Origin of the sequence: Nocardia sp. NPDC059177 (assembly GCF_042755165.1) — a bacterium.
GTDB lineage: Bacteria > Actinomycetota > Actinomycetes > Mycobacteriales > Mycobacteriaceae > Nocardia.
On record NZ_JBHZBX010000001.1, the window covers coordinates 322,930 to 335,212 of the forward strand.

Here is a 12,283-nt window from a genome sequence, read left to right on the forward strand (position 1 = left end):
ACCGAGCTGCGCCGGTCCGGCGCTGATCGGCGCCCATGGCTAGCATCGACTTCCGTGCATGCAGATTCTTCCGGCTCCGGCCGTGTGAAAGTGATCGGCATCGCGGCGGGGGTGCTCGGTGTGTTGCTGGCGGTTCTCGTCCCGCTGCTGCCGGTCCAGCAACACCGCGCGAGCCTGGACTGGCCCCAGCCACAAGCGCTGCAACTCAGCGCGCCCCTGGTGGACTACGTCCCGTTGTCCCTCGAAGCGAGCATTCCGTGCACGGCCCTGCGCGACATGGCAGGCGGCACCGTCCTGTCCACGGTGCCCCCACAGGCCCCGCGCGCCGGTTCGAAGGGCTTGGTCGCCCGCATCGAGGACCGCCCCGAGATCGGACGGACCCTCGCGGTCGTCCTCCGCGATCGCCTCCTGCTGAGCGTGCCACTGACCGACATCGGCGCGCCACCACCGAGCTTCACTCAACCACCCGCCGGTGGTCAGCCGGGTGACAGCACTGGTACGCCACCCGGCACCAACCGACCCGCTGCCGCGCCACCCAGCGGTCAGGCAGGGCCACCCCCCAACGGCGCCACGCCGCTCAACGGGCAACCGAGTGGACCGGCCGGTTCACCCGGCAGCACGCGGCCACCGAGCGGCACGGCGCTGCCGACCGGACAGGCTGGGCCGCCACCGAACGGAATGGCACCGCCGAGCGGACAAGCCGGATTGCCCAGCGTTCCGGCGGGTGCGCCGCCGGGTGGGGCACAGGGGGATACTCCGGCCGCGAATTGTGTTGCGTTCACCGTGGTTTCGACGGCGACGAGGACGACGGTCGAGCTCACGGGGTTGCGGGGGGCCGATGGGGTGCCGGTGCGGAAGACGGTCGAGGGGGATGTGCGGCCGCAGGTGGTCGGGGTGTTCACCGAGATCGATCGGGGGCTGCTCGGGGACGCGCGGCTGCATGCCGAGATCGATGCGCGGTTCTCGTCGAGTCCGAGTGAGTGGAAGTCGGCGGCGATCCTCGGGGCGGTGTTGTGTGCGTTGATCGCGCTGATCTGTCTGCACCGTGGTGATCTCCGGGACGGGCGGCGGTCGCGGCGGGTGCTCCCTGCGCGCTGGTGGCGGTTCACCGGGCGCGACGCGGTGGTCGCGGGCACGCTGGTGGTGTGGCATGTCATCGGCGCGAACAGCTCCGACGACGGCTACATCCTGACCATGGCGCGCGCGTCCCGCGAGGCCGGCTACACCGCCAACTACTACCGGTGGTTCCAGGTCGCCGAGGCACCGTTCGGGTGGCCGTACGAGGTGCTGGCCTGGATGACCCGGATCAGCGACACCGGACTGTGGATGCGGTTGCCCGCGCTGCTGGCCGGAGTGGTGTGCTGGCTGGTGCTCAGCCGGGAAGTGCTGCCGCGCTTGGGTTCCCGGGTGGCATCGAACGGTGCGGCGCGCTGGACGGCCGCGCTGGTGTTCCTCGCGGCCTGGCTGCCCTTCAACAACGGACTGCGTCCGGAGCCGCTCATCGCCGTCGGCGCGCTGCTCACCTGGTGCTCCATGGAACGCGCGATCGCGACCCGGCGCCTGGTGCCCGCCGCGATCGCCGTGCTGATCGCCGCGTTCTCCCTGGCCGCCGGACCGACCGGCCTGATCTGTCTCGGCGCGCTGCTGGCCGGGTCCCGCCCGGTCCTGCGGACGATCATCGCGCGCGCCCGCACCGGCTCCGGCCCCGCGCTGCTGCGCTACGCGGCCCTGCTCGCCCCGATCGCGGCCGCGGGCACGCTGGTGCTGGTCGTCGTCTTCGCCGATCAGACCTTCGCGAGCGTGCTGGAAGCCACCCGGGTCCGTCAGCTCGTCGGCCCCGATATGGCGTGGTTCGAGGAACGCACCCGCTGGGATTCCCTGCTGTCGGTCAATCCTGACGGCTCGCTGGCCCGCCGCTTCGGCGTCCTGGCCATGCTCGGCTGCCTGGTGGTCGGCGTCCTGGTGACCCTGCGCCACGGCGGCCGCATCCCCGCCACCGCCCGCGGCCCGGTCAACCGCCTGCTCGCGGTGGTCTTCCTGGCCCTGCTGCTGATGATGTTCACGCCCACCAAGTGGACCCACCACTTCGGCGTCTACGCGGGCCTGGCCGCCGCCCTCGCCGCAGTGACCGCGGTAGCCCTGAGCCGCACGGTGATTCGCGCCGACTACCTGCGCACTCTCTTCGCCGCCGCGGTCCTGTTCCTGCTCGCCGTCAGTTTCACCGGCTCCAACGGCTGGTGGTACGTCTCCGGCTACGGCGTCCCCTGGCCCGACCGCGCCCCCACCCTCGGCGGCATCGCGGTGTCCTCCCTGTTCCTCACCGCCACCGGCCTGACCCTGCTCTACGCCCTCTGGCAGTACTACCGAAACGCCGGCGACCCGCGCCCCGTCACGGAACCCGTGGACACAGCAGAGATCGGCACGTCCGCCGACGACCGCGCGACAGCACCCGCGAACGCCGGTGCACCCGCAGGCACCACACCCGAAGCAACGGTCGCGACGGGCGACGCCGATCCATCCGCCGACGAACCGGGCGAAAGCAAGGGCGATCCAGCAGGCATCGAGTCGAGCCGACCCACCGTCGACCCGACTTCGGCACCCACCGACGACGACAGCCAGGCGCCCACCGGCGCCACGCTCGGAGACAGCCAAAACGCCTCCCCCGACGACAGCATCGGTGATCTCGCCGAACACCAGGCCGACACCCTGGCAGGCGCGAAGCCGAACCCCCTCGCCGCATCGACCGAATCCCTTTCCGCGACAGCGACAATCGTCGCGTCCGGCACCCTTCCCGCCCCGGGATCCCGTGGCCGCTCCGCCGGACTCCGGTTGCGGCTGCCGGCTGTCGCCCCACTCACGATCGCCGCGGCGGCCATGGTGTTGTTCGAGGTGGGATCGCTTGCCTCGGCGGCGATTTCGCAGTACCCAGCGTACTCGGTCGGCCTGTCCAACCTGCGGACCCTGGCCGGGGACCGTTGCGCGATGGCCGATGACGTGCTCGTCGAGACCAATACCGCCGACTCGCTGCTGACTCCGTACACCGGCACGGTCGCCGACGGTCTCGCCGCCGAGAACACCGGCTTCACCCCCAACGGCGTCGGCAGCCTCATGCCCGACCCAGGCCCCGGCCAATCCTCGGCCCCCCCTTCGGGTTCCGGCCCCGCACCCGGCGGCGCCGCAGGCGGAGGGATGCCGGGCGGCCCAGGTGGAGCCCCAGCGGGCCCCGCCCCCGGCGGACCAGGCGGGCCGAGCGGCACCGGCCCGGCCGGCGGAGGCGCCCCGGGCGCGGCGGGCCCGGCGGTGACCGGCGTCAACGGCAGCACCACGTCCCTCCCCTTCGGCCTCGCCCCCGAACGCACCCCGGTCCTGGGCAGCTACTCGGCCGGCGAACCGCAGCGCTCGCATCTGACCACCCAGTGGTACCGGCTGGATCTCGCTGCGGCACAGCAGAACCCGGCCTATCGCGTGCTGATCCTCACCATCGCGGGACGCATCGAAGGGACCGGACCGGACGGGTCGCCTATGCCCGGTCAGCGGCTCCGGGTCGAGTTCGCGAGCCGGGCCGAGGACGGCACCGTCACCGCGCTGGGCGAGGCGATCCCGCCGACCGTCGGCGGGGCACCGGGATGGCGGAATCTGCCGATCGACCTGGACAGCATTCCGGCGGGCACCAGCGCCGTGCGCCTGGTCGCGGAGTCGGGGGAACCCGATCCGATGCGGTGGCTCGCCGTCACCCCGCCGCGCCTGCCGAGACTGTCGACCTTGAACACCCTGGTCGGCAGCACCGACCCGGTGCTCGCGGATTGGCATGTGGGCCTGGCCTTCCCGTGTCAGCGCCCGTTCGATCACCGCGACGGGGTGGCCGAGCTGCCGATCTGGCGGATCCTGCCCGACAAGCTCAACGCGCAGGTCTCCGAGACCTGGCAGGGTGACACCGGCGGCGGCCCGCTCGGCTGGACCGGCATGCTCATGCGGACCAGCACCATCCCGGCCTACCTCGCCGAGGACTGGACCCGGGACTGGGGCGAGCTCCAGCGCCTGACCCGCTACGTCTCGGCCCCCATGGCGGAGATCGGGGTGCGCACCGAAGCCCGCTGGGGCTGGACCGGCGACAGCCCGATCAAGACGAACTGACCGGAAAACACGAAATCGCCGCTACCCACTGGGTAGCGGCGATTTCTGTTGCGCTAGAGCTTACTTCGGCGGCTCACCGGCGGGCGGCTGACCACCCTCGGGGCCACCACCCGGGGGCGCACCGGCCGGCGGCGCGCCCGCGGGCAGCGGCTTGCCGATATTGCGGGCCATGTCCGGCATCAGCCGGATGGCGACCTGTTCCCAGGTGCCCCAGTTGTGGATACCGATCTCGGGGAAGTCGTAGGTGACGTTGGTGTAGCCGAGTTCGGTCATGCGCTGCTCGAACGAGCGGGTGTTCACCAGCGCGATCGCCTCGAGCGGCATGCCCTGGGTGATCGCGTCGATCGAGGACAGGTCCTGATCGGCCGGTTTGGCGCTGCCCGCGGAGATGTAGAGGCGGGTGTTGTTGGCGATCAGTTTCTCGGCGAACCCGTAGGGGTCCATCCGCTTCCACTTCTCGCTGCCCGCCGGCGCCATCGCCTCGATGTTGTAGCCACCGCTGGCGATCATCGCGCCGGCCAGCGCCTCACGCATCCCCGGCATCGACATGTGCAGGTAGCCCGACAGCGAACCCGCGTAGGTGAACTGCTCGGGATGGTAGGCCGCCATGAGCAGCGCCGCGCTGCCACCGCTGGACAGCCCGACCACGCCGTTGCGGCTGTTGCTGAAGCCCAGCTTCGACTTCAGGGCGTCCGGCAGGGTCTTGGTGATGAAGGTTTCCCACTGATAGGTGTTGGTCTTGCCCTGGGTGTCCTCCCAGCCGCCGACGGCCGACCCGGAGTCGGCGCTGGGCAGCAGGGAACCGTCGGGGTTGACGCCGTTGAAGCTGCTCGGCTGTTCCCAGTCGGCGTAGAAGCTGGACTGGCCACCGACCGGCATCACGACATTGATGTTGAACTTCGCCATCTGCGCCGGAATGGTGGTGTGCTTCTCCCACCCGTTCAGGTCGTTCTCGGCGCGTTCACCGTCGAGCAGGTAGACCACCCGGTCGGTGTTGCCGTCGGCCGCACGAATGATGCGGGTGTTGATGGTGCCCATCGACGAGTCGACCGGGAAGTCGATCGCCGAGGGGTCGGCGTCGGCCGACGCGGGCGCCGCGACGATGCCCCACGGCAGCAGCGCGGCCACCGCCGCGCCTACCACAGTGCGCCGGACCAGGCCGGATCTGTGTCGGCGCTCCTGCGCGCCTCCCCGAATTACGCCACGCATGATCCTGATCAGACCTTTCCGTTGTGCGGCCGCGCCGCTCCCCACGCGATCCGCCATGAACCGGAGGAAAAATCTGTGGGCGGATCCTGCCGGGCAGCATAGCGCGCCCCTGATCCGGGGGGCACATCGAATTGTGATGCGTGGCAGTCGCTCCGGTCGTCGGGCCGGCATCGGCGCAGGCCACAGTTCCCGCCACCCAGCCTCGCCCCGGGCCTGCGGCTAGGCTGGGTGGTCGATTCGTGCCGCGCCCCCGGCGGCCGCTGTCCAGGACGGGACCCCGTGAAGCTCGCTGTACGTCTGATGATGTTCTTGCTGATCCCGGCGCTGCTGTTCGCGCTGCCGTGGTGGACGCTCGTCGCCGCCCCCACCGGCGGCTCCGGCGCCCTGTTCTGGGCGGGCACCGCCGTGTGTGTGCTCGGCTTCCTCGGGTTGCCTGCGGCGATGTTCCTCGGGCACGGCCCGGCCCAGTCGGATCCGGCCCTGATCGTCGGCGACACGATGCTCGGCGTGCTGTGGGTGGTGTTCTCCTGGTCGCTGCTCGGGGTGGTGTTCGGTCGCGGCGCGCTCGCGGTCGCCGGTGTCGACGGGCAGCTGGCCGCGCGGATCGTGGCGGTCGGGGTGCTGGCCGTGGCGGCGGTGCTGGTGGCGTGGGGTGTGTACGAGGCGCGCCGGGTGCCGCGGGTCCGCACCGTCGACGTGGCGATCGACGGCCTGGCCGGGGAACTCGACGGACTGCGCGTCGTGGTCGTCACCGACACCCACTACGCCGCCCTCGACCGGCAGGGCTGGTCGGAACGGGTGGTCGAGGTCGTCAATTCCCTGCAGCCCGATATCGCCTGCCACGCAGGCGATCTGGCCGACGGTTCGGTCGAGCGCCGCCGCGCCCAGGTCGATCCGCTCGGCAAAGTCGACGCACCGCTCGGCCGCTTCTACATCACCGGCAACCACGAATACTTCGGTGACGCGCAGGGCTGGATCGACCACATGGCCTCGATCGGCTGGCAGCCCCTGCACAACGAACACCGCACCCTCACCCATCGCGGCGCCCGGCTGGTGATCGCCGGTATCGACGACCCGACCGGCACCGGCCTGCCCGGCCACGGCCCCGATCTGCCCGCCGCGCTGGCCGGCGCCGATCCCGCGCTACCGGTCGTGCTGCTGGCGCACCAGCCCAAGCAGATCGCCGACAGCGCGGCGGCGGGCGTGGCCCTGCAGATCTCCGGGCACACCCACGGCGGGCAGATCTGGCCGTTCCACTACCTGGTCCGGCTCGATCAGCCCGTCGTCGCCGGTCTGAGCAGGCACGCGAACAACACCCAGCTCTACACCAGCCGCGGCACCGGTTTCTGGGGTCCGCAGCTGCGGGTGTTCGCGCCCAGTGAGATCACCGTGCTCGTCCTGCATCCCGAACTCAGCGGTGCGGCTGGGTGACCTCCGACGGCAGCGGCCCGCTCATCACGACACCGGACCCGGTCCAGGTGTAGGTGATGGCGGCGGGGCCACCCTGGGGCGTGGCGAAGGGTTCGTCCGCGACGAGCCACTTGTACTCGACGGTCACCGCATTGCCGTTCGCGCCCGCGACGTGGGTGAACGCGTAGGGCTCGGCGGTGGCGGTGCCCAGATAGGTTCCGTCGTGGAAGAACAGCACGTGGATGGGCGCGGCCGCCGAGTTGCCGCCCACGGCACGCACCCAGAGCAGCTGGCCGCAGTCACCGGGCTGGTCGGCCGAGGCCTGGTCGGCGACCCAGCCGCCACCGAGTCCGGCCACCGCGTTCTGCACGCCGGTCGAGGACGGGTCGATGCAGCGTCCCGGCCCGCTGATGTCGTCGGCGGGGGTCGTCGGCTCGTCGGTTTCGTCCGGCGCGGGGGTCACGGCGGGTTCCTCGGTGTTCCCGGGCGCCGGCGTCACCGCGGGCGATCCGTTGTCCGGTGCGCCGGTGGGTGCCTCGCTGCCGGTCGAGGTGGGGGCGGCCGTGGTCGTCGCCCGGGTGGTCGACCCGGGCAGTGTCACGACGTCGTCCTCGACGCACCCTGTCGTCAAGGCGGCGGCGACGGCGATCAGCGCACTCATCCGAATGATGTTCTTCATGATTCCTCGATTCCGGGTCCCCAGCGCGCTGTCGCGCGTTCGAAGACTCCATCGGGCCCCTCCGACGGGCTGTTAGGCCGAATCCGGCGATCCTCACCCTAGGGGTGGTAAATCATCACCCTCGCCACCGAAAAGCTTCCGCCCGCCCGCGACCGCCTGCGCGATCGCCGGCTGAACCGCAAGCGCGGCCTCGCCCTGCGCGAACACGGCCTCGGCCTGGCCGCGCTCGACGCCGTCGCCGCCGGCGCGCCGCTGTGGCGGGTGCACGAACTCGTCTTCGCGATCCTGGCGATGGAATCGGTGCCGACCGATCCGCGCCTGTGAGGCCGCTACCGCGTGTGGCTGCCGACTTCGCTGAGATGGGTGAGGGCCTGGACGTAGGACTCGACCAGGCCGGTTTCGCAGTAGGGCACACCGATCTCGGCGCAGTAGGCGGCGACGATCGGCTGGGCCCGGCGGAGGTTGGCGCGCGGCATCGACGGGAAGAGGTGGTGTTCGATCTGGTAGTTCAGGCCGCCGAGGGCGGTGTCGACGAAGAAGCCGCCGCGTACGTTGCGTGAGGTCAGCACCTGCCTGCGCAGGAAGTCGGTGTTGTCGCCCTCGGGCAGCACGGCCATGCCCTTGTGGTTGGGCGCGAAGGTGCAGCCCATGTACAGGCCGAACAGGCTCTGCTGCACAGCGATGAACGCCAGCGCCTTCCCCGGCGACAGCACCAGGAACACCGTGGCGAGGTACCCGGCGAAGTGCGCGGCCAGCAGCGCGCCCTCCCAGCCCCGGTTCGGGATCGGCCAGCGGAACACCGCCCGGATGCTCGAGTAGTGCAGGCTGCCGCCTTCGAGCAGCAGCATCGGGAAGAACAGCGCCGCCTGGTGGCGGAAGACGAAACGGCGCCAGCCCCGGCCCGCCCTGGCCCGCGCACCGGAGAAGGCCAGCACGCCCATGGCGTCGGGATCGGCGCCCTCGGTATTGGGGTGGGCGTGGTGGCGATTGTGGTTGCTGGTCCACCAGCCGATGCTCAGCCCGATCGCGAGATTGCCCGCGATCACCCCGTAGAGGTAGTCGGCGCGACGGGAACCGAAGATCTGCCGGTGCCCGGCATCGTGGCCCAGGAAGGCGATCTGGGCGAACACCGCGGCCAGGAACACCCCGACGAGCAGCGACCACCACGAATCACCGACGACGACCAACGCGACCCACCCGGCCACGAACGCGCCCGCGGTGAGCGCGCTCCTCCACCCGTAGTACCGCGAACGCCGGTCCAGCAGGTCCGCCTGCCTGATCCGACGCAACAGGATCGAGTACTCACTGCCGCGCGCGGGGGCGAGGTCAGACGCGATTGCCACGACATCAGCATGTCCTACCGAGTCCACCGGCACGTGAACAGGGTCACAGATCGCGGCGACATCCCCGTGACGAGACGAGTCGGGACACCGAAAAGCACACCGCGACCGGACGATGACGCCGGTCACGGTGTGCTGGATGCGCGTGACGATACTGCTGTTGTAGCTCAGAACACCTGGGGAATGCTGGAGGGGAAGGCCCAGCCCACGGCCGCGCCGATGCCGGCACCGGCGGTCGCGCCGGCGGCGGCACCCGCCGTGGCACCTGCGGTGCCACCGATCACCCCACCGACAACGCCGCCGATGACGATGCCGGCCGGCACCGTCGCGATGGTGGCCGGGGCGCCCACGACGGTCAGCGCCGGGGAGGCGCCGATCACGCCGCCGATCGCCGCGCCCGCGGCGACCCCGAGCAGGGCGCCACCCACAGCGCCCGCGGCCGTGCCGACGCCGGCACCGATCGCTGCCGCGCTGTCGATGGCTGCCCGTCCACCGTCCTGCATCGCCGGGATCTTCCGCTCTTCGGCGGTGGGGGCGGCGGATTCGGCGATGGGGGTCGCGGATTCGGCGATGGGCGCGGCCGGAGCCACATACGCGGCCGGGATCAGCGGCTGCGCGGCGACCGAGGTGTAGGCGGGTGCGGTGGCGATGCCGACTGGTGTCGCGGCCGCGATCGGCACCGTGTGCGCGGCCGGGGCCGCGTGCACGATGTCGTCGGTGGCCGGGACCGTGTCCAGCGGCGTAGCGGATGCCACGCCGACGGAGGTGATCGCGGTCGCGATCGGCACCGCGACGGCGGTGGACCACATACTTGTTGTCGGCTTGGCGTGACGTCCGGTCATCAGGTTCTGTGTTCCCTCATCAGCAAGTGGATCGTGATCGAGATGTTCTCGAAACTGACTACCGGCCGAATATTAACGCGCAATGAACGGGCTGGGTCGGACAAGTCACCGCCGGCTTGCCGTTCGAGGCTCGCCCGCGCGGCGGCCATGACCTCGGCCACAACCGACGCAGCGGGCTTCGAATTCTCCGCCCCGTCCGCCAGTATTCATCGGAGTGGTTGCTGGCAGTTCACCTGTCGGACAGGTTGCTGCCAAACGATCATGAAGGCGGGGTTATTCCGCCACGGCTCCGGTGATCCGGAGGCGATGTCGATACACCTGATGAGGATTCGAATGAGGGACACCACCAGTCGCCGGAACCGCGGCATGCTCCGCATGCTGACCGTCGCGACGGCTGCAATGATCGGCCTGACCCTGGGGCACGGCGCCGCCACCGCCGAGGTCATCGACAGCCAGGCGCACATCGTCGACGCGGAAAACCGCACGGTCAACGTGATCCAGAAGGACACGCTGATCAGCTTCGTTCCTCCGCTCGACGGCAACCCGACCACCCGGGAATGGTTCCACGACGGCACCGCCGCCTTCCGGATCGACGGCCCCGACGCCGACGAGTTCGAAGGCAAGATCATCATCGGCTACCAGGTCGGCTTCCCGGCTTCGTTCGATGGCAAGCTGACGTTCGGTTGGAGCACGCCCGGCCTGGAGGTCGAGTCCGAGCTGTCCAACGGCGCCGTGCCGTCGGTGACCATCGACAGCTTGATCCCGCAGGCCGGTATCGAGCTCGAGGTCGGTCTCGGCCCCGGTATCGAGACCATCGAAGCCGCCGAGGGCGAGATCTCCGGCGGTGAGGGTTTCATCCGGATGCACGGCTTCCACGGCACCGTGACCGGTGTGGTCGGGCCGACCAACATCCGCCCCTTCGTCACCATCGTCAGCGAGGCCGGCGACCGGGTGACCACCTACGGCCAGCCGTGGACGCTCTGATTCCACGACAACCGTGAGCGGTTCCGGACGGAATCGCAAACAGCGGGCCTGCGCGAAACGCGCAGGCCCGCTGTTGCGTCTCGGACGACTAGAGAATTCAGGCCTGTTCGAGGTTGCCGAAGGGGATGGTCACTTCGATCGGGTCGTCGAGGAGCAGTACTCGACGGTGGACCGTGTGCGCTCGGTACCGGCGACCCGACCAGTCCAGGCGGTACTCCTCGATCTCCTCGATACGCTGCTCCTTCTGATCGAGCCGAACGATCAGGTACCGAGGAATGCCGGCGGCCGCGTATTGGATGCGCTTGTCGGTGATGTCGGTGTCGATCGTCGATTCCGACGTCACTTCGACGACGAGCAGCAGGTGGTCGCGCACGGTGTTCACGTCGTAGGGTTCGCAGTCGCGGATCCAGATATCGGGGTAGCGGATATTGAGCCGCCGGTCCGCGGACGGGGAATCCGCGTCCGCGAACCGCGCGGCGACATCGGAGTCCACCACCATGCACGGTCCGCCATCCCGGCGACCGGCTTCGAGCATCCCCGCCAGGCGCCGAACCACCCGGCTGTGCAGTGGACTCTGCGCCATCAACCGCACGACGAGCCCATCGACGACTTCGATATCACCCAGTTCGTCCGCCGCACCGTCCATGAAACTCTCGGCGGAAAGGCGCAGTTCACGCTGCTGGTCGGGAGTACTCATGATGCCATCATTGCAGGCTCATCCACCGTGGACGATCAAGCCGCCGAGCAGCGAACTGTGCTCTGGCGAAAGCGGTCGGCGGTCATGCGGCGTCATTTCCCGAACCGGCGTTGGCGGCCCGCGTAGGAGCGCAGGGCGCGCAGGAAGTCGATGCGACGGAACGCAGGCCAGTAGCAGTCCAGCCACTGCATTTCCGCGTAGGCCGACTGCCACAGCAGGAAGCCGGAGAGGCGCTGCTCGCCGGAGGTGCGGATGATGAAGTCGGTGTTGTCGCCGCTGGCGGAATACAGGTGCCGGGAGATGTCGTCGACATCGAACTGCTCGATCAACTCGACCGGGTCGCCGCCGGCCGCGATGTGCTGGCGGAACGCGCTTTTCACCGCGTCGACGATCTCCCGGCGCCCGCCGTAGCCGACCGCGACGTCGACCTTGAGACCGCTGCGGCCCACGGTGTCGGCGGTGGCTTCCTTGAGCACCCGGGCGGCGCCGGCGGGGAGCAGATCGAGCGACCCGATCACCTGCACCTCCCATGCACGATCGGGGCCGGTGATATCGCGCACGGTCGCTTCGATGATCTCGATCAGCGGATCGAGCTGCTCGGGCGGGCGGCCGAGGTTGTCATCGGAGAGCATGAACAGGGTGACGTGCCCGATACCGGCGGCGGTACACCACTCCAGGAACTCGGCCACCTTCGCGCCACCGGCCCGATATCCCTCCCGGACATCGTCGTGACCGGCCTCGCGCGCCCAGCGGCGATTGCCGTCGAGCATGATCCCGATGTGCCGGGGCCGCGGCAGCCCGGTCAGCGTGGTGGCGAGCCGACGCTCGTAGACCCGCTCCATCGGTTGGCGTAGGAACAAGGGCAGAAGTCTCATGAACTCTCGCGTCACATGTCGGAGATGGCACCGGGGAACTGGGCATGATGGTATGCCGACCGCGGCGAGGAGAGAACACCGATGGCCGCGAGAGCGGGGTGACGCCCAGCGGT

General features: G+C 70.0%; 10 protein-coding genes. 4 read left to right on the forward strand and 6 right to left on the reverse strand.

Translation table 11 applies throughout. The features are described from left to right. The first annotated feature begins 54 nt into the window (after nt 1–54). Nucleotides 55–4,134: an arabinosyltransferase domain-containing protein gene (locus ACFXK0_RS01455; RefSeq protein ID WP_379407667.1), complete on the forward strand. Its 4,080-nt coding sequence runs from the start codon at nt 55–57 to the stop codon at nt 4,132–4,134. Between the two features lie 60 nt (nt 4,135–4,194). On the opposite strand, the gene ACFXK0_RS01460 is transcribed toward ACFXK0_RS01455, so the two are convergent. Then, nucleotides 4,195–5,331, reverse strand: coding sequence for an alpha/beta hydrolase (locus tag ACFXK0_RS01460; RefSeq protein ID WP_379408055.1), 1,137 nt, complete (start codon nt 5,329–5,331; stop codon nt 4,195–4,197). Nucleotides 5,332–5,643: 312 nt separating this feature from the next. Here ACFXK0_RS01460 and ACFXK0_RS01465 point away from each other — a divergent pair, with 312 nt between their 5' ends. Then, the gene (locus ACFXK0_RS01465) at nt 5,644–6,774 is read left to right on the forward strand and encodes a metallophosphoesterase (RefSeq protein WP_379407668.1); all 1,131 of its coding nucleotides are present in this window, start codon (nt 5,644–5,646) and stop codon (nt 6,772–6,774) included. Here ACFXK0_RS01465 and ACFXK0_RS01470 read toward each other — a convergent pair. Then, entirely contained in the window at nt 6,755–7,432 is a 678-nt protein-coding gene (locus ACFXK0_RS01470) for an LppP/LprE family lipoprotein (protein ID WP_379407669.1), read from the reverse strand. The two genes, ACFXK0_RS01465 and ACFXK0_RS01470, sit on opposite strands and share 20 nt — an antisense overlap. Nucleotides 7,433–7,588: 156 nt before the next feature. Between ACFXK0_RS01470 and ACFXK0_RS01475 the strand changes: the two genes are divergently transcribed. Then, the gene (locus ACFXK0_RS01475; RefSeq protein ID WP_379408056.1) at nt 7,589–7,756 is read left to right on the forward strand and encodes a hypothetical protein; all 168 of its coding nucleotides are present in this window, start codon (nt 7,589–7,591) and stop codon (nt 7,754–7,756) included. Nucleotides 7,757–7,761: 5 nt separating this feature from the next. Here ACFXK0_RS01475 and ACFXK0_RS01480 read toward each other — a convergent pair whose 3' ends face one another. After that, nucleotides 7,762–8,775, reverse strand: coding sequence for a fatty acid desaturase family protein (locus ACFXK0_RS01480; RefSeq protein ID WP_379407670.1), 1,014 nt, complete (start codon nt 8,773–8,775; stop codon nt 7,762–7,764). Nucleotides 8,776–8,939: 164 nt separating this feature from the next. Further along, a complete protein-coding gene (locus ACFXK0_RS01485) occupies nt 8,940–9,614 on the reverse strand; it encodes a hypothetical protein (RefSeq protein ID WP_379407671.1) in 675 nt (224 codons plus the stop codon). 42 nt (nt 9,615–9,656) lie between these two features. On the opposite strand from ACFXK0_RS01485, the gene ACFXK0_RS01490 reads away from it, so the two are divergent. Then, nucleotides 9,657–10,598: an MspA family porin gene (locus ACFXK0_RS01490; RefSeq protein ID WP_379408057.1), complete on the forward strand. Its 942-nt coding sequence runs from the start codon at nt 9,657–9,659 to the stop codon at nt 10,596–10,598. A 97-nt stretch (nt 10,599–10,695) separates the two neighbouring features. Here the strand turns inward: ACFXK0_RS01490 and ACFXK0_RS01495 are convergent, their stop codons facing one another. Together ACFXK0_RS01495 and ACFXK0_RS01500 are read right to left on the reverse strand one after the other, a co-directional pair. Beyond that, nucleotides 10,696–11,295, reverse strand: a complete 600-nt coding sequence (locus ACFXK0_RS01495) for a Uma2 family endonuclease (protein WP_379407672.1) — start codon at nt 11,293–11,295, stop codon at nt 10,696–10,698. Between the two features lie 92 nt (nt 11,296–11,387). After that, nucleotides 11,388–12,170 (reverse strand): isoprenyl transferase, encoded by a 783-nt coding sequence (locus ACFXK0_RS01500; RefSeq protein WP_379407673.1) that lies wholly within the window; start codon nt 12,168–12,170, stop codon nt 11,388–11,390. Nucleotides 12,171–12,283: the final 113 nt, after the last annotated feature.